The organism is Mucilaginibacter sp. P25 (genome assembly GCF_050859465.1).
Lineage (GTDB): Bacteria > Bacteroidota > Bacteroidia > Sphingobacteriales > Sphingobacteriaceae > Mucilaginibacter > Mucilaginibacter gossypii.
The window spans coordinates 3150451-3174687 of the sequence record NZ_CP193937.1; the positions used below are offsets into that span (position 1 = coordinate 3150451).

The 24237-nt window shown below is 44.3% G+C and carries 21 protein-coding genes and 2 pseudogenes; all 23 read left to right on the forward strand.

From position 1 onward, the window contains the following. Window positions 1-84 precede the first annotated feature (84 nt). A complete protein-coding gene (locus tag ACRQ5D_RS16140) occupies window positions 85-525 on the forward strand; it encodes a type VI secretion system contractile sheath small subunit (protein ID WP_091172377.1) in 441 nt (146 codons plus the stop codon). Between the two features lie 32 nt (window positions 526-557). After that, on the forward strand, window positions 558-1940 hold the full coding sequence (locus tag ACRQ5D_RS16145) for a DUF5458 family protein (RefSeq protein ID WP_091172375.1): 1383 nt from the start codon (window positions 558-560) through the stop codon (window positions 1938-1940). A gap of 224 nt (window positions 1941-2164) precedes the next feature. Then, on the forward strand, window positions 2165-2737 hold the full coding sequence (locus tag ACRQ5D_RS16150; RefSeq protein WP_091172373.1) for an NAD(P)H-dependent oxidoreductase: 573 nt from the start codon (window positions 2165-2167) through the stop codon (window positions 2735-2737). Window positions 2738-2844: 107 nt separating this feature from the next. Next, window positions 2845-3243 carry a type VI secretion system tube protein TssD gene (gene tssD, locus ACRQ5D_RS16155; protein WP_091172372.1) on the forward strand — a complete coding sequence of 133 codons (399 nt, stop codon included), beginning with the start codon at window positions 2845-2847 and terminating at the stop codon, window positions 3241-3243. Between the two features lie 74 nt (window positions 3244-3317). Further along, entirely contained in the window at window positions 3318-3710 is a 393-nt protein-coding gene (gene tssD, locus ACRQ5D_RS16160; RefSeq protein ID WP_090531686.1) for a type VI secretion system tube protein TssD, read from the forward strand. Between the two features lie 112 nt (window positions 3711-3822). After that, window positions 3823-4131, forward strand: coding sequence for a hypothetical protein (locus ACRQ5D_RS16165; protein WP_431199986.1), 309 nt, complete (start codon window positions 3823-3825; stop codon window positions 4129-4131). 44 nt (window positions 4132-4175) lie between these two features. Beyond that, complete coding sequence (locus ACRQ5D_RS16170; protein WP_431199987.1) at window positions 4176-4721, forward strand: hypothetical protein; 546 nt, start codon at window positions 4176-4178, stop codon at window positions 4719-4721. Between the two features lie 3 nt (window positions 4722-4724). Further along, window positions 4725-5336: a hypothetical protein gene (locus ACRQ5D_RS16175; RefSeq protein WP_091172368.1), complete on the forward strand. Its 612-nt coding sequence runs from the start codon at window positions 4725-4727 to the stop codon at window positions 5334-5336. A 19-nt stretch (window positions 5337-5355) separates the two neighbouring features. Then, entirely contained in the window at window positions 5356-6987 is a 1632-nt protein-coding gene (locus ACRQ5D_RS16180; protein WP_431199988.1) for a type VI secretion system Vgr family protein, read from the forward strand. A 241-nt stretch (window positions 6988-7228) separates the two neighbouring features. Continuing rightward, entirely contained in the window at window positions 7229-8104 is an 876-nt protein-coding gene (locus ACRQ5D_RS16185) for a hypothetical protein (RefSeq protein ID WP_143020842.1), read from the forward strand. Between the two features lie 36 nt (window positions 8105-8140). Further along, entirely contained in the window at window positions 8141-8905 is a 765-nt protein-coding gene (locus ACRQ5D_RS16190; RefSeq protein ID WP_432329522.1) for a PAAR-like protein, read from the forward strand. Between the two features lie 34 nt (window positions 8906-8939). Then, window positions 8940-9512, forward strand: coding sequence for a hypothetical protein (locus ACRQ5D_RS16195; RefSeq protein ID WP_432329523.1), 573 nt, complete (start codon window positions 8940-8942; stop codon window positions 9510-9512). An 18-nt stretch (window positions 9513-9530) separates the two neighbouring features. Beyond that, window positions 9531-10307, forward strand: a complete 777-nt coding sequence (locus ACRQ5D_RS16200; RefSeq protein ID WP_091172358.1) for a PoNe immunity protein domain-containing protein — start codon at window positions 9531-9533, stop codon at window positions 10305-10307. Window positions 10308-10537: 230 nt separating this feature from the next. Further along, on the forward strand, window positions 10538-12193 hold the full coding sequence (locus ACRQ5D_RS16205) for a glycoside hydrolase family 28 protein (protein ID WP_091172356.1): 1656 nt from the start codon (window positions 10538-10540) through the stop codon (window positions 12191-12193). After that, complete coding sequence (locus ACRQ5D_RS16210; RefSeq protein WP_091172354.1) at window positions 12193-13185, forward strand: pectinesterase family protein; 993 nt, start codon at window positions 12193-12195, stop codon at window positions 13183-13185. The genes ACRQ5D_RS16205 and ACRQ5D_RS16210 overlap by 1 nt, the downstream gene beginning before the upstream one ends. Window positions 13186-13193: 8 nt before the next feature. Beyond that, complete coding sequence (locus ACRQ5D_RS16215; RefSeq protein WP_432329526.1) at window positions 13194-13601, forward strand: glycoside hydrolase family 88 protein; 408 nt, start codon at window positions 13194-13196, stop codon at window positions 13599-13601. Then, window positions 13552-15096 (forward strand): glycoside hydrolase family 88 protein, encoded by a 1545-nt coding sequence (locus tag ACRQ5D_RS16220; protein WP_432329790.1) that lies wholly within the window; start codon window positions 13552-13554, stop codon window positions 15094-15096. The genes ACRQ5D_RS16215 and ACRQ5D_RS16220 overlap by 50 nt, the downstream gene beginning before the upstream one ends. A 24-nt stretch (window positions 15097-15120) precedes the next feature. After that, complete coding sequence (locus tag ACRQ5D_RS16225) at window positions 15121-16614, forward strand: tagaturonate reductase (protein ID WP_091172352.1); 1494 nt, start codon at window positions 15121-15123, stop codon at window positions 16612-16614. Between the two features lie 12 nt (window positions 16615-16626). Next, window positions 16627-18277 (forward strand): annotated as a pseudogene (locus ACRQ5D_RS16230) (UxaA family hydrolase). A gap of 286 nt (window positions 18278-18563) precedes the next feature. Then, window positions 18564-19577 carry a zinc-binding alcohol dehydrogenase family protein gene (locus ACRQ5D_RS16235; protein WP_091172348.1) on the forward strand — a complete coding sequence of 338 codons (1014 nt, stop codon included), beginning with the start codon at window positions 18564-18566 and terminating at the stop codon, window positions 19575-19577. A 134-nt stretch (window positions 19578-19711) separates the two neighbouring features. Further along, window positions 19712-20931: pseudogene (locus ACRQ5D_RS16240) on the forward strand (MGH1-like glycoside hydrolase domain-containing protein); the annotation flags it as partial. 72 nt (window positions 20932-21003) lie between these two features. Beyond that, complete coding sequence (locus ACRQ5D_RS16245; protein WP_431200799.1) at window positions 21004-21258, forward strand: glycosyl hydrolase family 65 protein; 255 nt, start codon at window positions 21004-21006, stop codon at window positions 21256-21258. A gap of 269 nt (window positions 21259-21527) precedes the next feature. Beyond that, window positions 21528-24236: an alpha-d-galacturonidase gene (locus ACRQ5D_RS16250; RefSeq protein ID WP_432329792.1), complete on the forward strand. Its 2709-nt coding sequence runs from the start codon at window positions 21528-21530 to the stop codon at window positions 24234-24236. The last annotated feature ends 1 nt before the right edge of the window (window position 24237 follow it).

A 24237-nucleotide genomic window follows, 5' to 3' on the forward strand; every position in this document is an offset into this window, starting at 1 on the left:
GAAATACATACTGTTAAAAACAATTTTATAGTTATTGCATTATAACATAAACACTTTCATACTTATCATTTATTAAATAAAGCTATGTTTAATTACGAAATAGGGGGAAACGAAACAAAAGTTGATTCCTCAGAAGCATTTGGTGAGATAGCTCCCAATAAAACTTTGTTTATTCAAAAATTAACTGATAATGAGCCGCTGAGACCGGAGAAGGTTGAAGGACTTAAAAATGTTGAAGAGGTTTTTGCTCATTACAAGCCAAAAGTAAGTGTTGAGCTTGAAAGAGAAAACGGGTCAAATGTTACCGAAACCCTGTACTTTAATAATCTTGGCGATTTTGCACCAAAAAACCTGGTACAACAAAGCAAATACCTGCATAAGCTTAATATTCAGCGCGAGATGTACCTCAATATCATGAAGCAGCTGAAAACCAACAAAACGCTGAAGTCAACCCTTGATAACGCCGAAACCAAACAGGCCTTTATTGAGGCGTTAAAAAATATAGTAACCGAGCTTGACCAATAATTAGCTAATCCTAAACATTTAACAACACGATCATGGCAACACCAAACGAGCAGATCCTGAATGAAAATTCAACAGACCAGGCTCTTAAAATAAAAGAAAGAAGCGGCGCGGCATCCTTATCAACCAGTTTAGATAAACTATCAAAAGTTGGTGGTTTTGATTTGCTGGAAGCTACTATTGATGGCCTTCAAAACCTGAACCCCGAACGCAAAGCCCGTAAACAGATCTTTTTAACTGATGATGAGAAGAAAGGGGAGCGCGAAGAGCTTAAGCTGAAGCTTAATCAATGGATAGAAGCTTTGGAAAGCGGCGAATCGGTTAGCGATACTATTCAGAAAAGCGCCGAAAAACTGCAAAGCGTTGAAGAAAACCTGAACAAAAATTTACTCAATGTATTGGAAAGCACCTGCGAGCTGGAACAGGCTTACCGCACAGTGCATTTGTTTTATAAAAACACCGAACAGGATAAGCTGAAGAATGTGGTATTAATGAATGCCACGATCGATCAGTTGAAAGAGCTTGATAACCCACGCTTTATTGAATATGCTGCAAATGAACTTAAGCAAAATTATGACAGGCTGGATCTTCGTCAAAATTATTCAATCCTGGTTGTACCCGGCTACCTTGGCTCAAACAAGGTAGTTGAACGCTGGTCAAAAATAGCTTATGATAATAAAGTAATGCTGGTGACCGATTTTGCGGATCTTGAACAACCGGATGATGTGATAGACCTGTTTACATCAGCCAATTTAACCGGCGGCGATGCCTTTAAATCGAACACCATCATGACCTGTAACTGGCTGGTAGGCCGCGGCAAAGTTGCCGAAGCGGGTGAAGAGGATGACCTGTATATCCCGGGCTCGGCAGCATTGGCCGGTAAAATGTATTACACGCTGATGTCGCAGGTTACCGCCGGTAAAAAACATGGCGCGGTTAACGAGGTGGATGGTGTACGCTTTGACCTTAAAAAGAGCGAGATCTCGCACCTGGAGCGCATTGGCCTGGTACCTATGGTGAATGAGTATGGCAAGGTAATGGCATTCTCGGCCAAAACTTTGTTTAACGGCGATAATATCGGTTTGCAAACCTATTCGGTAGTGAGGGTATTTGATTATATCACCAAAGTATTATTCGACTTTTTGAACCGCCGGGCTTTTGAAAACTGGACATCAAAAACAGAGCAGGATTTGCGCTCGCAAATTGTGAAGTTTTTGGATAACATCCAGGGGCCCGACAGGCTTATCGAACGCTTTAAAATAATCAGGTTTGAGCGCGATGAACAGCAAAAGGACCGCATTCACCTTGATATTAATATCACGCCATATTTCCCGGCTAAAAGCTTTGTGGTGAAGCTTGACGGACAAAAAGGTGAGGATGCAAGCCCAACCTGGAACAGCGAATATAAACAGCAGTAATATCGCGGTACACAACGTTGTGAAGTGGTAATGAATCCCTTTTAAAATAAGGAAGCACCTACAGGAGTGATATCGGATATGTGCAAAACAATATATTGGCTCCGTAGGTGCCTCCTGTTAGGACGCGGGTTTTAAAAGCGAGATTCAACCGTTAAACCAGCGCTGTGTGCATTTTAGGTTAATTTAACCGGAGGCCTAACTTTATTTATTGTTAAATATGGTTTATGTTTGCATTGATGAGGCAGCTATTGATCATTAATGCAGATATTGACAAAACACCAACCACAGCGGCATTGATCAACGCCTATAAAGACGGGGCCCAGGCCGCCGAAGCTGTAGTAAAGGAGATAGCCATCGCCGACCTTAAATTTAATCCCAATAAGCAGTTCACGCTAAGCAATAACGAGCCCGAACCCGACCTTGTGCAGGCCGTAAACGCAATAAAATGGGCATCGCACGTGGTGATATTTTGCCCGGTTTATAAAGATTCGATCAACTCGAAAATTAAAGGTTTTTTTGATCGCGTTTTCATGCCCGACCAGGTTTTTATCAGCTGCTCGTCGGTTAATTTCAATGGCCGGTCAGGACGTGTGGTTTCTATATTGGATGAAGCTGCCTGGCAGGACTGGCAGGTTGATATGAAGCCAACCTACCTGGCAGTAAAAAAACTAACCCTCGAAAAGCGCGGCATCAAGCCCGTACACACCAGTACCATCGGGCATCTCTACAACCTCGATAATGAGTACAGCAAAAAGTGGATCCAAAAATTATATTCTTTTGGGTTAAAACTTATTTAAATAAATATTTAATATTTTCTCCAAACAATAAATTAATTACATTGTAGTTATTAAAGTAATGCGCAAAGCATCTACTTTAAATTATTAACCTCTTAAAATTTATCATTATGGCTTTCAAAGCAAGATTAAATTTTTCGGGCAAGGACTACGATGTGCTCACTTGCTCCTATGCATTAAACCGCGATGTAGACTCAAAAGGACGCCCGTCCTCAGGTATTTACGGCGGTACTATCGATATCGAGATCGAGTCGACTGAAGACACCTCCATTATCGAATCAATGGTTAACAACCAGTACAAACCGATTGCCGGCACTTTGCTGATCAAAAAATCTGAGGAAGACGCTAAAATGAAAGAGCTGTCTTTTGAAGATGGCTACATCGTAAAGTATTCTGAAGGTATCGACATTACAGGCGCAACTCCCATGAGTTTGAAGTTTGTGATCTCGGCCCGCAAGTTGAAACTGGGAAGCGCCGAGCACGTGAACGATTGGCCAGGTAGAAACTAAGCCCGGCCGATTTTGTTATCAGTTTGTGCCGAAGGGGCACTTAATTTATTTATCTACTTAAAACTTTATTGATCATGGCTTTCAAAGCAAGAATTAGTTTAGGATCGAAAGAATTCGACGTGCTGCAATGCAGCTATTCATTAAACAGGGACGTTGACTCAAAAGGCCGTCCGTCATCAGGTGTATATGGTGGTACTATCCAGGTTGAGGTTGAATCAACCGAAGATACTTCGGTTATCGAATCGATGGTGAACAGCCAGTACAAACCAATTCACGGCACTATCACCTTCAAAAAATCTGAAGAAGATGCCAAAATGAAGGAGCTTAATTTTGAGGATGGTTATATAATTCAATATAACGAGGGGATATCGATTATCGGTAACAACCCAATGTCGTTAAGCTTTGTGATATCGGCGCGTAAGCTGAAAATAGGCAACGCCGAGCACGAAAACGACTGGCCTAAATAATATCTCAGTACAATTGATTTGTACTGTCTTTTTAAAAAGATACGGAGGAGATAGTAACATATTTTCCTCCGTATCTTTTTACAGCTTTTGTTTAGGTTCAGTTATAAACCTTATGAAAAGAAAGAAGAGAATAATAAACCCAGCCTTACCCACTACAAAGAAAAAGGTGAAAAAATCGTCGGTTCCAACCCCCATGGAATACGTGCAGCTTTTTAATAACTGTGTTATTAAAAAGGAAAAAATCGCTGCTGTCGATAAGATCATCGATGAAAAGGTAACCGTAAACCGCCCCCGTTACGAAAGTATTTCAAACCTGGTACGCCTTGGTACTAATGCGCCGTCGGCTGCCGGAAATAAAAATCTTTTCGCATCGGTGTATACCCCTTTTTTGATCGTTATAACACCACACCGCTATCATTAAACCCAACCGCGGCCAATGCCAAACCCGAAAGCGTTTTGGATATCATGACCAAACCGCAGATGACAACCGGCCTTTTGGGAGCTAATTTTTTTGACACCGGGAGGTTTACCCCAAATGATCCGTTTTCGTTTATGAACCTTTTTGGCGGCGGCGGAGCTATCCCCTGGTATTTTATAGCTTGTGTACATTATATGGAGTGCTCGTTCAGTTTCAAAAAACACCTGCACAACGGCGATCCGCTTACCGGTTACACGGTACAGGTGCCGGCCAATCGCCCAAAGGTAGGTCACGGCCCTCCGTTTACTTTTGAGGAGAGTGCTGTTGATGCTATTAAACTGATGAAGTATGATAAGGTAACCAATTGGAGCCTGCCGTTTATTTTGCAAAAGCTGGAGGGATATAACGGTTTCGGTTATAATAAAAAGGGCATTCACACACCTTACCTCTGGAGTTTTTCGAACCAGTATGTTAAGGGCAAATATGTCAAAGACGGTGTTTTTGATGCCGAGGCGGTATCCCAGCAAATGGGCGCGGCAGTTATCCTTAAACGGATGGAAGACAGGGCACTGATCAGTATTCCCAGAAATTAACCAATGAACAGGATTAATAAACATATGGTATTATTACTGCTTGCTACCGGGTTGGCAGGTTCGGCTGTTGGCTGCAGCGGTAGCCCTAAAGCTCCGGTTGCTGATACTGTCAAGACCATAGCTAAGTCGGCCTCCCGAACTGTGCATAAGTCGGCCCTTACGGATGAGCAGTTGTTCAGGGCCTGCCTGAAACAGTTTAAAGCTGCTGCCCTGCAAAAAAATAAAAAGCAGCTGGCCGCCATGTTTTACTTTCCGTTGCAAACAACACCCCAATGGTCGAACGAAGATTTACGATCTGCTACGATTAACCCTGCTGAGGGACTGGTGAGCGGGGCAGAATATCCACAGTATGAGCCTGCTATATTGAGTGCTGACGTGCTTCGTCTTATACCCAAAAGTACCGAAGACGATCTGTCGGAAATTGACGCCGCTACCGACGAAAATTATTATAAAGTTATTGCAAAAGTTACAGATAAAGGCAGTAAGCTTTACGAGTTGCAGCAACAATATGAGCAAAAAAATGGCAGGGAAACATCGTACGGGTTTGTTTTTGGAAAAGTTAACGGGCAATATAAAATTATAAGTTACTACAGCCCATGGCCTGTTAAAGGTTAATGGATTTTATAGCCGAATTATGGAAAAGAAACTAAAAGTAGATATCAATATTGAAGGTACCCAGATCACCCATTTCTCTACCTTTAACCTTGACCAGCGTTTTAATGAGCATCATACTTTTCAGCTCAGGTTTAACCATGATATGGTTGAAGAGTACAACGCTGTTACGCTCGAAAACTCAAAGGACTTTATTGGCAAAAACATTACCGTGCAATTTGGCACAGCCGATAGCGGCGAAAATAAATTTAGCGGTATTGTTACCAAGGTAGAGCTTTCGCAAAGCCATGGGTTTCATGGCGATATCCTGGTGAGCGGCTTTAGTCCGACCATCCTGATTGACCGGGGTCCCGACCTCGGCTCGTATCTTAACAAAAGCCTGAGCAGCATTATTCAGTTAGCTACCCAGGATGCACCAGCAAACGATCTGAACCTCAATATCAAGCCAACCAATACTTCGCCTATTGATTATATCATTCAATATCGTGAAAGCGATTTTGAGTTTATCAACCGTCTTTCGGCCGAGTATTATGAATGGTTTTATTACGATGGTGCTAAACTGAATTTTGGCAAGCCCGATAAACTGGAGGAGGTTGCTCTAATTTACGGTCGTGATCTGCACAGCCTGCAATATGCAATGCAGATAGCGCCTTTAAAGCATAATAAATTTGCTTACAACCCCAGGCAGGATGAACTGCTTTCGTCAGAGCCGCAAGGCTCTTCGGGCAGCACGCCGGACCTTTCGCATGCCATCAGCGCGTCAAACAAAGTTTTCAGCAAAGTTTATAATGAACCATTGGCTGTTAGGGTAAATAACAAAAAAGAAATAGATGATTTTGTTAATAACCAGCAAAAAGCGCTGATATCCGAATTGGTTACCATAGTAGGCAATTGCGACAACCCCATGGTGGGCCTGGGCAAAATACTTAATGTAAGCATGAGTGTAAGGGGTACAGGGGCTTTTGAATTGCAGGATTTTGGCAAGTTCCTGGTTACGGCGGTTTATCACCAGATCGACGGTATTGGCCATTACCAAAATACGTTTGAAGGCGTTACTGCCGATACGGAGCGTATCCCGGTTGCTGAAGCCGAAAAGCCAAACCCGGATATGCAGCTGGCCGATGTTACCGACAATGCCGACCCGGATGGGCATGGCCGCGTTAAAGTAAAATTTAAATGGCAATGTACCGCGAATGATGTTACCGAGTGGCTCAGGGTAGTTTCTCCTGATGCCGGCAGCTCGGATAAAGTAAGCAAGAACCGAGGCTTTGTTTTTATCCCCGAAGTTGGCGACCAGGTGCTGGTGGCATTTGAGGAGGGTAATATTGCCCGCCCGGTTATTATTGGCAGCATGTTTAGTGGTAAAACAGGCACAGGCGGCAGTCAAACCAATAAAACCAAAGCGCTTACTACCCGAAGCGGCAACACCGTGATACTGGACGATAGCAATGGCAGCATTAACGTTAAAGATCCCAGCGGTAACGTGGTAACCCTTAATGGCGACGGTACGGTAACCATTTATGCGCCAAACACCTTAACGCTGGTATCAAAAGATATAAACATTAATGCGGGCAATAGCATTAATATAACATCATCACCGGCTAAAGAAGGCGGGGGGATGGTGTTATCAATGTTACAGCCAAAAAATCGATAGCGGTAGCGGCACAGGATGAAGGTATCACTACAAATGCGAAAAAAGATATCGCCTTTACCAGCGAAACCGAAAGCATCAAACTCTCTGCATCAGCCAAAGACATCACTTTTGATGCTGCGGCCGGCAAACTTTCATCAAGTAGCAAATCGGCCGAGATCAGCTCGACCGACAAAATGCATCTCAACGGCGGCAGTCTGGCGCATATTATAGCAGGCGATGTTGAAATTAACCAATCATGATCATGAATATATTACCGGTAAATACAGCTCAAAGTTCATGGTACCAGCTTAGCTCATCCAACCGTACCATAATTGGCACAAAAGTACTTGAGTTTGTGCAGGACAGGTGGATTGAAATAAAACTCATTAGCCATGACGATAAGCAACGGGTTTATGAATATACCCTGCTTGATCAAAATATGGATGGTTCGGCGCTGATCCATGAATGGGCAGCAGATATGGAATGGTTCCAGTCGCCGGTACAGATCATAACAGATCTGGAAGGGAAATTTATCGGCATCAATAATTTTAATAGTATCGCTAATTGCTGGCAGCAGGGCTTCCGGTCAAAAATTGCCAAAAAATATCGTCAGCAGGATGGTATCGATGTAATGCTGTCCGAAACAGATAAATTGCTGCAGGATCCTAAACGCTTTCTGCAATCATTTATGGGATACAGCCATTACCGGTGCTTTTTTCAACCTTTTTACAGGGAATGGCAAGCCAATGAAAGCTCTTCCCTGATACTGAAAGGTTTTTTCGGCACAATTGACCTGCCGCTCGTCATCTACAGTTTTACCGAACAACATGGCAACACCGTAACCATAACTAACGAAGCCGAGGTTGACGAAGAAAGGTTTGAAAGACCTGTTTTAGTGAGGATGCTAAAGGACCTTACAAATACCTATAACCTGAAGGTTGACCTGCAGACCGAGATGGAAGAGATTTACAAATTTGAAAACAACATACTACAGGAGGCCGATTTGTTTTTGCAATTACATGTGCCCTCATTTTATACTGTTGTAACGGCACATCAATGCAGGCGGATTGAACAGCATGAGCTTCCGAAGGAACGCGTTGATAAGAACGAGTTGAGCAACAGTGTACTGCATGTATAAGGCTGAAGGTTTAGTACTCACAAAAAGTAATATCCGATGTCAAAAAAATATATTCCAAACAATAGCTGCCTTAAGTGCGATAAAGGGTCGGCTCCTGTGCGGTTAAAGGTAACGCATCATAACAACACGAAAATTTATGGTGAGTTCCTGGCCAGTGAGGCCGACATGGTGCCGGGTGAAAATATTTTGCCCATGGGCAGGTGTTCGGTAACGGGTGGCAGCTGCAAATTTGATCCTATTTACTGGGACAAGACCAATAAAGGTGTTAAGGTTAACGGCTACAAATTATTATTTGAAGATGCGAACCTGTTATGCAAACAAGGCGGCAAAATAAGTGTTGACTTTAATGCGCCAGGCGGTATGAGCACAGCCGGGGCGCTTGTTACGGGTGCTGGCGCCGGAACGTTCAACTATGGTTCGTACACCAACACCCTTGATATATTACAGCGCGGTACCATTTATGATGTTGAAAACGGCAAGATAAGCCTGGTACGGAGCAACAGCGAAAGTGATTACCGCAGGCATGGTAATTACGGGGAGATGAAGGACAACGTTTATCATCGGCAGGAAGGTTTTCGAGATGTAAGAAGTGAGCACCCTGTAATTGACATTGATAAACCTACGGCTTCGGGTATTGATGGGGCTTACGCCAAAGATAATGGGTATAAAATTACAGACGGTAAATACAATACAGCATCGATACAAAATACGACAACCGGCCGCGAGTTAAGTGAGCGATGGACGCGAAATCACATCGACAATAACGGGGCGATAAACCCGGCAGACAGAAGCAGGGGTTAGACTGGCAAATACAGATGGCAGCCTGAACCGCGAGGTGATCAGAGTTAAGCCCGACGGATCCATGCAGTCAGAAACTATAAACTCCAACGGCTTTAAAGCTACCCGCGGGCAAAGTGAGGCCCTGGAGATAAAAACCAGCAGGGCCGGCAATTTTATGAATGGTGTAAGGTCGTCCATGCTCAATTCAAAACCTCTTACAGCCTTGTCCGAATCTAATTTTTCGCAGGCGGTACGTAATAGCAGAATTGCCACTGGCGCAAATGACGGCCTGTTTAAGGCAAGCCAGGCAATTGCACGTTCTCCTGCTTTAAGTGTGGCTGGCAAAGTTGCCGGCCGGGGGCTTATAGTTGTTGGTATCGCCCTTGATGCAGTAAGTATCTATTCGGCGTATGAAGAAGAGGGCGGTTTTGGCAAAAAAACAAAAGAAGCGGTAGGCGGTGCTGCCGGTGGCCTTGCCGGAGGTATAGCAGGTGCCGAAATAGGTGCAATGATAGGTACTGCTATATGCCCCGGGGTTGGTACGGTAGTTGGTGGTATTGTTGGCGGGGTTATAGGAGGCCTGGCCGGAAGCGGCATTGGTAAATCAATTGCAGGATGGTTCTCATAAATTTAAACAGCTTATAAAATGGGTTTTTTTGATAAATTATTTGGCGGAGGTGGAACCACGGCAACACCCGAAACGCAGTTAAGAGCAGAATATAAAGACGTTGCTTTCTTTAAAAAAATGTTTGATAAGAAGCAGTCGATAATAAAAATGTACCAGGAACAAAATGTCACCTTAAAACAACAGGAAAAGTTTCGCCCGATAAACAACTGGGTGCTTGCTATGGAACATCTTGACCTGGTTTATTTAAACTATTCTTTCGGGAATGATATCAGCCTGTGTTATAATGAATATATAGCAGCTGCCGGATACTATGGCGAAGGCTGGGATGCCGACGCGTTTTATGCCGATATGATTGATATGGTAGCCTTAGGCAGCTTACTGAATGTACCTGATGAGGTATACGAGCCGGTTATTAATTATATCCGCCAGTCGGATAGTGGTTCCAGTTACCCAACCTGGACACCGGATGCCTTATTATGGTATATCATTAACACCAAAAAGCCGGGGAGCGGCCCGCAGCCGGATACGCTTATCACCGAAGCTTACAGGGATATTTATGATTTAACAAAAATGCCTAAAGCCGATGCGGAGCGCGAAATGAAACTTTACCTCGACAAATGGTACAGGTTGCATAAAGACGATTCATGGTATGAAAACCACAAAAAAGAAAGCTCATATAAAGGTTACTGGAGCTGGGAGGCGGGAGCGGTAACTAAGATAATGGGACTTGATGATAGCGGTTACGCTAACCATCCGAATTATCCTTATGATATGGTGCACTGGTCGGCTTCGTAATTGCGCGGTATCAAATAAAATCACCATAAACCGGCGTTGCTTTGAGTTTAACTGACGAAATCCGGTCTCTCTTTTTAGCCGCTAAAACTTACGCAAACGTTTCTGGGAACGTTTGCGCGGTTTTTGTTGGGCAAATCCTTTTTTTATTGCCGTCAGCCTTTAATCTTGTTTAGGATTTAATGTTCCCTCACCAATTATAGGGCGATAAATAGCTGTTTTAAAATAAAAACATGTCGGTAGTAAAAACAAGGATAGGGATAGCGGTTTTGCTTTTGGCGGGTTGCTTCACATCGCGGGTACAGTGTCAGCAGTATTCCTGGCAACATTTGCCGCAGGTAAATAAACCTGTATTTAAAAAGGATACCATCAACATTTTAAAATATGGCGCCAAAGCTGATGGCATTACGTTAAATACAACAAGTATCAATAAAGCAATAAGCGCCTGCAGCGCCAAAGGGGGCGGGGTAGTGCTTATTCCACAAGGCTTGTGGCTAACCGGGCCGCTGGTGATGAAGAGTAATGTAAACCTCCATGTAAGCCGGGCGGCGCTGCTCCAGTTTACTGATGATAAAACGCAATATAAACTGGTTGAAGGTAATTATGAAGGCCATGCCGCTGTGCGTAATGAATCGCCGATATCCGGCACCAACCTTACCAATATCGCCATCACCGGCGAAGGGATCATTGATGGGCACGGCGAGGTTTGGCGGGCCATCAGCAAAGACAGGCTTACTGAAGCTGAATGGAAAAAACTGGTAGCATCGGGAGGCGTAGTGAGCGAAAATGGCAGGTCATGGTACCCTTCTGAAAGTTATGTTAACGGACTTAAAGCAGCTGGGGCAGGTGTTGTTGGCAATGGAAAAACCATAAAGGATAACGAACCTTTTAAGGACTTTTTCAGGCCAAATATGCTGGTACTTACCAATTGTAAAAAAGTATTGCTACAGGGCGTTACCCTTCAAAATTCGCCCGCATGGAATATTCATACTTTACTATGCGAAGACCTTACCGTACAGAACGCAAGGGTCAGGAATCCCTGGAATGCCCAGAACGGTGACGGAATCGACGTAGAATCATGCCGGAATGTGTTAATTGAAGGCAGCACTTTTGACGCCGGCGATGATGGCATCTGTATTAAATCGGGCCGGGATGAAGAAGGCCGCAAACGCGGTAAGCCCACTGAAAATGTAATTGTACGGAATAACGTGGTTTACCGTGCCCATGGCGGTTTTGTGATAGGAAGTGAAATGTCGGGAGGGGCGCGTAATATTTTCGTATCAAACTGTACATTCATCGGTACGGATATTGGTTTGCGTTTTAAAACTACACGCGGCAGGGGCGGCGTAGTTGAAAATATCTTTATTAAGGATATTGCCATGAAAGATATCCTTCATGAGGCTATTCTTTTTGATATGTACTACGGAGGCAAATCGCCCGGCGAAGCGGATGATATAAATGACCGGGCTGTTGTGCCGGTAACCGAAGCCACACCTTCATTTCGCAAGTTTTATGTAAACAATGTAGTGTGTAACGGCGCCGAAAAAGCGCTCATGATCCGGGGGCTACCCGAGATGGGGATTAAGGACATCCATATAGAAAACAGTACTTTCAAAACTGTTAAAGGAGCAGATGTAATAGAAGCACAGAACATCTTCCTGAAAAATATCCATCTCGAAAGTAAAGAAACCAACCCACTTATCAATGTTCAAAACAGCAGCAGCCTTACGTTTGATCATATTACCTATGGCAATACAGAGTTGTTGTTTAAGGTCAGCGGTAAAAAGTCGCAGCAAATAAAATTACTGAATACCGATGCCGCCAAGGCTAAGAACAAAGCTGAGTTTGCTTCAGGAGCAACCAAAAATGCAATAACCGGTTCAAATTAATGAAGAGAGCGGCGCTATTGATATGGATTGTTTTTGCTCCGGCACTATTGCTGGCGCAGGCGGTTGTATATCCAAAGCGTTTTACCGTAGCACTGGATGGTAGTGGCGATTTCAAAACCATTCAGCAGGCCGTAAACGCTGTTCGTGACCTGTCGCAGCAAAGGGTTAGCATTTACATAAAAGCCGGAGTATACCACGAAAAACTGGTAATCCCCTCCTGGAAATGTAATATAGAACTGATAGGTGACGATCAAAATAAAACCATCATCACCAACAGCGATTTCTCGGGCAAAGCAAACCCGCAGGGTAAGGATGCCTTCGGAAAAGCCGAGTTTACAACCTATACTTCGTACACGGTTTTGGTGCAGGGTAACGATTTTATCTCCCGGAATTTAACCATAGCAAATGCCGCAGGCCCCGTAGGACAGGCCGTGGCTTTACATGTTGAGGGCGACAGGTGTGCCATAATCAATTGCCGGCTGCTTGGCAACCAGGATACGCTTTATGCCGGTACCGAAAACAGCCGCCAGTTTTATAAAGACTGTTATATGGAAGGTACAACCGATTTTATTTTCGGCGAAGCCACTGCGGTTTTCCAAAACTGTGTGATCAAAAGTCTCCGAAACTCTTTTATTACAGCTCCCGCAACTACACCGCGACAGCGATTTGGTTTTGTGTTTTTAAACTGCCGGCTTGAAGCAGCTGATACCTCTGTAACAAAGGTTTACCTGGGCAGGCCCTGGCGGCCATACGCCAGATCTGTTTTTATCAATACAACAATGGGAAGCTACATCTGCGCCCAGGGCTGGGATAACTGGCGTAACCCGGAAAATGAAAAGACCGCCTTTTTTGCCGAATATAAAAGCAGCGGCACCAATATCAGCAAACGTGCGCCATGGTCGCACCAATTAACTGAGGCCGAAATGAAAAAATATACATTGAATAATGTTCTTGCCGGGAGTGATAACTGGGATGTAATGTCAATAAAATGAGCTGTATAATGAAGAAAATATTATTGTTATGTGCTTCCCTGTTCGCGGGCCTGGGGCTCAGGGCGCAAACGCTGCCATGGTCACAGCGGATGGCTAACACGGTTATGCATATCTGGGCAGATTCGCTGCCGGGCACTAACTGGTCGTACGACCAGGGGATTGTGTTACAAGGGCTGCAAAGCGTTTGGCAGCAATCGGCCCGGAGTGAATATTTTACTTACATCCAGAAATCGATGGACAGGTATGTGGGGGCAGATGGATCCATCCGTACCTATAAAGCCAAAGATTATACGTTGGATAATATTTTATCAGGCCGGAGCCTGTTATTTCTACACCAGGTATTAGGTACTGAAAAATACTACAAAGCTGCTTCATTACTTCGCAGACAGCTGGACGAGACAGCCAAAAACTCCTGAAGGCGGTTTCTGGCATAAAAAAAGATACACTAACCAAATGTGGCTCGATGGCTTATACATGGCCGAGCCTTTTTATGCCGAATATGCTTCCCTTTACCATGAGGATGCGGATTTTGACCAGATAGCCGATCAGTTTATTTGGATGGAGCAGCATGCGCGCGATGCTAAAACAGGTTTGTTGTATCATGCCTGGGATCAGAGCAAAAAAGAACGCTGGGCTAACCCGCAAACCGGTCTTTCGGCCAGTTTATGGGCCCGTGCCGATGGTTGGTATGCTATGGCACTGGTTGATGTGTTACCCTATTTCCCGGCCAATCATCCTAAACGTGCAGCGCTCGTTGCCATTTTAAAACGCCGTGCTGTAGCTATACAAGGCAGTCAGGATGAAGGCTCTGGTTTGTGGTACCAGGTGCTTGATAAAGGCAGCAAGAAGGGTAATTACCTGGAAGCATCGGCTTCGTGCATGTTTGTGTATACGTTGGCTAAAGGTGTAAGGGAAGGCTATCTGCCTCAAAAATATTTGCCTGCTGCCCGAAAAGCTTATGATGGCATCATCAAAAACTTTATTGAAACCGATGCCGATGGACATGTAAACCTGAAAGGCACGGCAGGTGCTGTAGGCGTAGGCGGCGAACCTTATCGCGATGGCAGTTACGAATACTATACCGGTGTAAAGACTGTCTCCAACGAAACCAAAGGTGTTGGTTCATTTATGCTGGCCAGTGTAGAGATGGAACGTTTAGCCAATCTGAATGCAGGTAAAGGCAAAACCGTACTTTTAGATAGTTATTTTAATAACGAATACCATAAGGATATTACCGGTAAAAGTATCCCGTTCCACTACAAGTGGGAGGAACAGGATAATAACGGATTTTCGCTTTTTGGACGGATCTTTAATAATTACGGATTACATACCAAAACTTTAAGTGAGGCGCCTGATGATGTCAATCTGAAAAAAGCGGCAGCTTATATTATTGTTGATCCTGATATTCCTAAAGAAAACCTGGACGCTAAATATATCGAAGAACCACATATTAAAGCCATCAGTAATTGGGTGAAAAATGGCGGCGTACTGGTGGTTTTAAATAACGATACCGGTAATGCCGAATTTGTACATCTGAACAAGCTAATGGCCAAGTTTGGTATCAGCTTTAACCTAAATAGTGTTAACAGGGTGGTCGGCCGCAATTTTGAGCAGGGAGCTATAAACATCCCTTCGGATAATTCCATCTTTAAAACAGCGCGTAAGATTTATATCAAAGAGTTGAGTACCCTGCAGCTAATCAAGCCCGCTGTACCGCGGTTAACTAACGGCAAAGACATCATCGTAGCTACCGCCAAATATGGTAAAGGCACTGTGTTTGCCGTTGGCGACCCCTGGTTTTATAACGAATATACAGATGGCCGAAAGCTGCCGGCCGACTATGACAACTTTAAAGCAGCCAACGATTTGGTAGGCTGGTTGGTGAAGCAAATTCCTCAAACAAAAAAATAGTAACTTATTACAATTCAAAAGAACATGATATTATCAAGATATAACCTGAACAAAACAACAGTGCCGGCAGCAGAATTACCTCCTGTCAATGTATTTGACCTGCCCGAAAAGGTGCTGCAATTTGGTACCGGCGTACTGTTGCGTGGCTTGCCCGATTACTTTATCGACAAGGCTAACCGTGCCGGAATCTTCAACGGCAGGGTTGCGGTTGTTAAATCCACCGACAAAGGTTCGACAACGGATTTCGATATGCAGGATGGTTTGTACACCATTTATTCAAAAGGCATTGAAAACGGCGAAGAAGTTAATGAGCAGGTAATCTGTTCGGCGATCAGCCGGGTGCTTTCGGCCTCAAGCGAGTGGGAAGAGATCCTGGAGATAGCACGAAGCAAAAATTTACAGGTGGTGATTTCAAACACCACAGAAGTTGGGATCCAGTTGGTAAAGGAAGATGTACGTAAACATCCGCCGGCATCATTCCCAGGCAAACTGCTGGCTATTTTATATGAGCGTTACAGGGCTTTCAACGGCAGAGCGGATACCGGTTTGGTGATTATCCCAACGGAACTGATTATTGATAACGGTAAAAAACTGGAAGCCATTGTTTTAGAGCTTGCCCATTTAAATAAACTGGAGCCAGCTTTTATGGACTGGCTGGAGAGCAGCAATAGTTTCTGCAATTCGCTGGTGGACAGGATTGTGCCCGGCAGGCCGGATCAGCAATTAAGTGACGCCATGGAAACCGAGCGCGGTTATACCGATAACCTCAGCATCATGTCCGAAACCTATAGTCTTTGGGCTATCCAGTGCGATGAGAAAATAGCCGAAGTGCTATCTTTTGCCCAGGCTGATAACGGTGTTGTAATTACGCCTGATATTGAACTGTTCAGGGAATTGAAACTCCGCCTGCTTAATGGTACGCACACCTTGAGTTGCGCCGTAGCTTATCTTTCAGGCTTTAAAACAGTTAAGGAAGCCATGGACGATGCGCATTTCACAAAATTCATCACCCAACTGATGTTTACTGAAATCATGCCATCTATCCCATACCAGATTGATGAAGATGTAGCCCGTGATTTTGGTAACAAGGTGCTCGACAGGTTCCGCAACCCCAACATCAGGCACGAGTGGCTGAGCATTTCGGTGCAGTACGCTACTAAAATTAAAATGCGGGTTATTCCGTTATTATTGAACTATTACAAACAAAATAATAAGGCGCCTCAAATGATGGCTCTTGGTTTTGCAGCTTTTATCCGCTTTATGCAGATTACCGAGACGGCTGATGGTAAATATACCGGAACAGCACATTCGGATAATTACGCGGTAACCGACGACCAGGCACCTAATTTAAGCAAAGCATGGAACGGCGCTGATGCAGAAACAGCGATTGCAGCTATCCTTAAAAATAAAAGCCTTTGGGATACCGATCTGACAACGTTACCAGGCTTTACAGAAGCAGTGACAGCACAGTTTAAGCTTATTAACGAACAGGGAAAACTGGAAATAAGCGATATTTAAATAGGAGGACAGATGAAACAGAATATATTAAAAGTGCACCCTGCCGATAATGTGCTTGTAGCACTAACCGATTTGCAGGCTAACGAGCAGGTTACTTACAAAGGTGAAACTTATATAGTAAAAGAGTTGATCCCGGCAAAGCATAAATTCGCTATGGTCGAGATTCCCGAAGGTGGCGAAATCATCATGTATGGCGTATTGGTAGGCAAAGCGCAAAGCCTGATCCCGGTAGGCGGGCTGCTTAGTACCGCCAATGCAAAACATGCGGCAAACAGCTTTTTAACAGGCCAAAGCCATACTGATTGGCACAGGCCTGATATCAGTAAATGGGAAGGCAAAACATTCAACGGCTATCACCGCGGAGATGGCAGCGTGGGCACAGCGAATTATTGGCTGGTTGTACCGATGGTTTTTTGCGAAAACCGTAACATTGAAGTATTGCAGGAGGCCCTGGTAAAACCTTTGGGTTATGGCCGCAAAAAAACATATGAGATCAAAGCGCAGGAGTTGATCGGTAAGATCAAAGCAGGCGCCGAGATAGATGAGGTTTTATACACCGAAATAGGTAGCGACACCGCTCAAAACGCCGGTAATAAAGTTTTCCCTAATGTTGATGGGATTAAATTTCTAACGCATACAGGCGGTTGCGGGGGTACCCGACAGGATTCAACTGCGCTTTGCGGTTTGCTGGCCGGGTATATTACGCACCCTAACGTTGCAGGTGCAACAGTGTTAAGTCTTGGCTGTCAGAATGCCGAAGTAAAAACACTACAGGAGGAGATCAATAAACGCTCGCCGGAGTTTAACAAACCACTTTACATTTTAGATCAGCAGAAAACAGGTAAAGAAGCCGATTTAATGGAGCTGGCTATCAGGCAAACACTTGCCGGTTTGATGCAGGCTAACCAATATACCCGTAAACCGGCTCCTTTAAGTAAACTGACCATCGGTTTGGAGTGCGGGGGTCGGATGGCTTCTCCGGTATTTCGGCAAACCCGGCTATTGGTTATACTTCTGATTTGTTGGTGGCCATGGGCGGTTCGGTTATTTTAGCCGAGTTCCCTGAGCTTTGCGGGGTTGAACAAAACCTGATTGATCGTTGTTTGGAGAAAACTAAAGCCGAGCGCTTTGCCGATCTGGTACGTACCTACAGCCAACGGGCCGAAGAGGCCGGTTCTGGTTTTTACATGAACCCGTCGCCGGGTAATATTAAGGATGGCCTGATCACTGACGCCATCAAATCTGCCGGGGCAGCCAAAAAGGAGGTACATCACCGGTAGCTGATGTATTGGATTATCCCGAAAAAGTAACACAGCCGGGGCTAAACCTGTTGTGTACCCCGGGTAACGACGTGGAATCGACCACGGCCGAGGTTGGGTCGGGCGCTAATATCGTATTGTTTACTACCGGTTTGGGTACGCCAACCGGCAATCCAATAGCTCCGGTTGTAAAAATCGCCACTAATACTGCATTATTTAACCGAATGAGCGATATTATTGATATCAATACCGGTACTATTGTAGAAGGTGACGAAACCATTGAGCAGGCGGGCGAACGCATCCTGGATTATGTGGTAAAAGTAGCCAGCGGCGAAATTGAAGTTCACGCTGTACGCCACGGTCAGGATGATTTTATCCCATGGAAAAGAGGAGTTTCACTTTAATTTGATATTTATTTCTCCGTGTTCGTGGAGACACGAACACCCGGTAGATGAGCATAAATAAAACTTCATTGCCGTTGGTTTTAACCAACGGAATAATGAGCCGCGAAAAGAGGGCTTCAGCCCAAATTCGCTTATAGAGTTGGGCTAAAGCAAGAATATTTTAGTTTTTTTTACTGTTGGTTAAAACCAACGGCAATGAATATTTTGCATTTTAAACAGATTCTAAGCATAAAAAAGAGAAAAGCCTGAATTTGAGTTCAGACTTAGTACTACTAACTTAACACTAATGAAAATACTAACCTGTACAACACCCGGTCAATTGGATTATGGCACTGCTGATGTACCCCAATTAAAACCGGGTAATGCACTGCTTAAAATAAAACGAATAGGGATTTGCGGTACCGATCTGCATGCCTTTGAAGGTACTCAACCCTTTTTTAGCTATCCACGAATTTTAGGCCACGAACTTGCGGCCGAACTGATTGAAGCCGGCGATGCCAAAGGTTTTGAAAAAGGTGAGGCTGTTACTTTTATCCCATATTTCAATTGCGGGCATTGTATCGCTTGTCGCTCGGGCAAACCAAACTGTTGTGTAAATATCCAGGTTTGCGGTGTACATACTGATGGCGGTATGGCCGAATACCTGCAGGTCCCATCACACCTATTGGTTCATGGCGAGGGCTTAAGTTTTGATGAACTGGCATTGGTTGAACCATTGGCCATAGGTGCACATGGGGTGCGGCGGGCGGATGTAAAACCGGATGAATTTGTACTGGTTATTGGCGCCGGCCCTATAGGTTTAGGTATTATGGAATTTGCCCGCATTGCCGGAGCAAAAGTCATTGCTGCCGATGTGAACGAACAGCGTCTTAATTTTTGCAGAGAAAATTTGAAGGTTGATTATACCATCAACGTAAAAAACGAAGATGTGAGTGAGCGCCTGAAAGAGATCACCAACGGTGATATGCCTACCGTGGTGATTGATGCTACCGGCAATCAAAAGGCTATAAACGGCGCGTTTTTGTACCTGGCGCATGGCGGCAGGTATGTGTTGGTTGGTTTACAACGAGACGAACTTATTGTAAGTCATCCCGAGTTTCATAAACGTGAAAGCACCTTGATGAGCAGTCGCAACGCCACCCGCGAGGATTTTGAACACGTAATCCGTTCCATGAAAAATGGTTTGGTAAACCCGCAGACCTATATCACCCACCGGGTAACTTTTGATGAAGTAAAAGATCAGTTTGAAAGTTGGCTTAACCCGGCGAAAGGTGTTATAAAAGCAATTGTGGAAGTATAGGAAGTTGTTTAAATAAATGTAGAGACGCATAATTGCGTCTCCCGCGGGACAAGCGGCTTTGTTGGAGACGCTTTTGCAATCGGGTCGTCCTCCGGGAGACGCAATTATGCGTCTCTACAGAAGAAAATTAAATGATGATAAAGAAGACGTTTTTTACCGGGTTCTTTTTTTGCGTGATAGGAAGTGCTTTTGCGCAACAAAAGCATGTGTTGGGTTTTGATAAACTGAAAACCTATGTGAACAGCTTTAATAAAACCGATACCGAAACGGTAAAGAACTACGTCACCAATGACCATGCTTACGAATGGCTGACCAAAAATGTACCTTTATTTGATTGCCCGGACTCGGCTATTCAAAAAATCTATTATTACCGCTGGTGGACATTCAGGAAACACCTGAAACAAACACCCGATGGCTTCATTTTCACCGAATTTATAACGCCGGTTAGCTTTACCGGCGTTTATAATAGTTCAAGCAGTGCCCTTGGTCACCAAATTTATGAGGGGCGCTGGCTGCATGATCCGCAATACCTCAACCAGTACATCAATTTTTGGCTTTATGTTGATCCCAAACAAAAGAAACCGCATTTGCACGCATTCAGCAGTTGGATTGATGATGCGGTTTATAATTACTACCTCGTAAACCCTGATAAAAAATTTGTTCAACAGGCTTTGCCTTTACTCAATACTGATTATCACGTTTGGGAAACGGAGAAACAACTGCCATCCAAGTTATTCTGGCAGTTTGACGTGCGCGACGCGATGGAAGAAAGCATTAGCGGCGGCCGTAAAGTCAAAAACATCCGTCCTACTATTAACAGTTACATGTACGGCAATGCTGTGGCGTTATCAAAAATGGCGGCCCTAACCGGCAATGATTCACTGAAAACAAAATACACTCAAAAAGCTATCGACCTTAAAAAACTGGTGCAGGACAGCTTGTGGAACGATAGCGCGTCCTTTTTGAAGTACGTAAACCCGACGGGCATTTTGCCAATGCCCGCGAAGAATTGGGTTTTATCCCCTGGTATTTTAAGCTACCCGATGATAAACCAGCTTATGCCAAACAATGGGATCAGCTAACCGACACCAAAGGTTTTAACGCCCCATGGGGAATTACTACTGCCGAGCGCAGGCATCCGCTATTCCGTACTCATGGTACCGGGCATGGCTGCGAGTGGGACGGCGCTGTATGGCCTTTCGCCACTACGCAAACATTGAAAGGATTGGCTACCCTGCTTACCGGCTATCAAAGCAAAGGGACAATGACACCCGGTATTTTTTATAATGAACTGCATAAATACGCCCTTTCGCACATTAAACGGGGACAGCCTTACCTTGGCGAGTACCAGGACGAAAAAACAGGTTACTGGCTTAAAGGGGATAACCCAAGAAGCAGCTATTACAACCACTCCGGTTTTTGCGATTTGATCATCAGCGATCTCGTTGGCCTGAAACCTCGTGAAGATAATCTACTCGAAATCTTCCCGCTTATCCCTAAAAATCAATGGAAATGGTTTGCGTTAGACAACGTGCTTTATCACGGGCATACTATCAGCGTGGTATGGGATAAAAACGGCACTAAATATCACAAAGGCAAAGGTTTTATCATTTATGCCGATGGAAAGATGATATCCCGGAGTACGCAACTGAAACATGTGCTGGTGAAACTCCCGGTGTAAATCCTGACTCATTTTCTCTCTTTTTATAAGCTTGCGGACTTTAATGATGATAATATCGTATAGTAGATAGAGAAAATATCAGATGAAATTGCAGCAGTGTACTGATATTTTTGAATACTATACAACCAATTAAGTTCAAAACCCGAGAGCTGGTTTCAGAAGCTAATTCGCTTCAAGCGTTGAAAACCGGCTCTGCGTATGCCTGTCTAAATACCAATGAAAATGAAGCTGTTTAATCGTTGCCTGCTACTGTTGCTCATATTGATCTCTTGTTTTCATTCTCCCTTACAAGCACAAGTTCAATCAAAAAAATAACCATTGTTACTTTACCCAAGCACCATGCAAGGATAAGTTATGGTGTGCAAAAGTTAACGTTTGCTTTAAAAAACGCAGGTTATTTGGTTACTGAACGACCCTACAAAGGGGCGCTTCCTTCCGGTAACACCATAATTGTTGGTCTGCTTACCGATGCTTCGATTAAGAAATTGGCGGGTAGTCCAAATAATCAACCTGGAAAAGAGGGTTTTATCATCAGTGATAACGGTCTTAAAAATAAATTGCTGATAGCAGGTGCCGATAATTCCGGTGCGCTTTATGGCTGTCTTGAACTGGCAGATAGGATCGACTTAAATAAAAAACTCCCTGTAAATATAAACCTGCATGATCAGCCCGAAATGGTTTTGCGGGGGACTTGCATCGGTGTGCAAAAGCCTGCGTTACTTCCCGCTCGCGGCACTTATGAGTACTCTTACACGCCGCAAAATTTCCCATGGTTTTATGATAAGGTTTTATGGATCCGTTACCTGGATTCGCTGGCGCATAACCGCATGAACTCACTGTATTTGTGGAACGGGCACCCTTTTGCTTCGCTGGTAAGAGTTAAAGAATATCCTTATGCTGTTGAGGTTGATGATGCTACTTTTAAGAAAAACGAAGAGATCTATAGTTTTTTAGCCGAAGAGGCTGATAAGCGTGGGATTTGGCTTATCCAGGGTTTTTACAATATCATCGTCTCCAAGCCCTTCGCCGAAAAAAATAACCTAAAAACGCAGGATAGGAACCGGCACATTGTACCCGTCATCGCCGATTATACCCGTAAATCAATAGCTGCTTTTGTTGAAAAATACCCTCATGTTGGATTGTTGATTACGCTGGGCGAAGCCATGGAAGGTGTAGGTCAGGATGATATCGACTGGTTTACGCAAACCATTATTCCGGGCGTAAAAGACGGATTAAAAGCCCTGGGGCGCACAGATGAGCCGCCGATTGTGCTCCGTGCGCATGATACCGACGCACCTGCGGTGATGAAATACGCCAAACCTTTATATCACAACCTGTACACCATGGCCAAATACAATGGTGAGGCACTTACTACGTATGAACCACATGGTCCCTGGGCTGATCTTCATCGCACTTTGAGTAATATCGGTACCGTACAAATAGAAAACGTCCATATCCTTGCCAACCTGGAGCCTTTCCGCTATGGATCGGCCGATTTTATTCAGAAATGTGTGCAGGCCATGCATACCGTTTATGGGGCAAATGCCCTGCACCTGTATCCGCAGGCATCCTACTGGGATTGGCCTTATACAGCAGATAAAACTGATGGTAAGCGTCTGCTGCAGTTGGACAGGGATTGGATCTGGTACAAGGCATGGTCGCGCTATGCCTGGGATAGCAAGAGGGACAGGGCTAGCGAAATAAACTATTGGTCAAAACAACTGGCCGATAAATATGGATGCGACCAGGCTCATGGCGAAGCCATCTTAAAAGCTTATGAACAATCAGGCAATATCTCACCCGAGTTGTTGCGTCGTTTCGGGATCACCGATGGTAACCGCCAAACCATGACTTTGGGGATGCTGATGAGCCAGCTGGTTAATCCTGAAAAGTACGGTTTGTTTTCTTTGCTCTATAACTCCGAAGGTCCGGTTGGTGAAATGATGAGCGAGTACGCCGAGAAGGAGTGGAAACAACAATCACATATTGGCGAAACACCGGTTAAAGTTATCGATAGTGTAATAGTGCAAGGGGAAAAAGCTGTTGAGGCTATCGACGAAGCATCTGCACAAGTAACTAAAGATAAAGTCGAGTTTGCCCGCTTAAAAAATGATATGTATTGCTATAACGCAATGGCCAATAATTATGCTTACAAGGCAAAAGCGGCTTTATGGGTGTTGCGCTATAAATATTCAGATAATGTTGCCGATCTGGAAAAGGCTTTACCCGAGTTGCAAACCAGTCTGGATTACTATAAACAGCTGGTAAAGCTGACTGAAAATACCTACCTGTATGCTAATAGCATGCAAACCAAGCAACGCAAAATTCCAGTTGGAGGTAACGATGCCAAAATGAAAACCTGGGCCGAGCTTTTGCCGGTTTACCAAAAGGAACTGGACAATTTTAAACGCAATATTGATTCGCTGAAATCGCCTCAAACACAGCAAAAGCAAAAGGAGGTTGTAGTTTTGAAAGATGCGCTTGTGAGGTTTGAAAATAGTGGAAGTAGCAGTTATCAGGTCAAAGCTGGCGAAGTGGTATTTTCCGATACAGCAGCAGCCATCAAAAATATCGCAAAAGAACTGGCGGCTTTAAAAGGGATAAAGCTATCTAAAGGAGATCAGCAGAAGAACGGTACAACAATCAGTTTTAAAAATGATAGACCGGTAAAGGTGCTGGTTGGCTTTTTCAATAGCAAAATGCCTCAATACCTGCCCGAGCCGCAATTGGAAACGGATGCCAGCGCCAATGATTTTGGCCAGGCCGATATTAAGATTGCCAATGCCATTCAAATTGATGGCTTGCCGCCTGTAAATATTCATACCTATACCTTCAAAGCGGGGTCAAATAAGCTTACTTTAGGTAAAGGCGTCGCCTTGATTTTAGGTATTGTTGATGCAGATGCAAATGTACCTGTATATGACGCCGGCTTGAGCAACGAAGGTAATATTAAGGATTTACGCTGGCTTTTTAACTGAT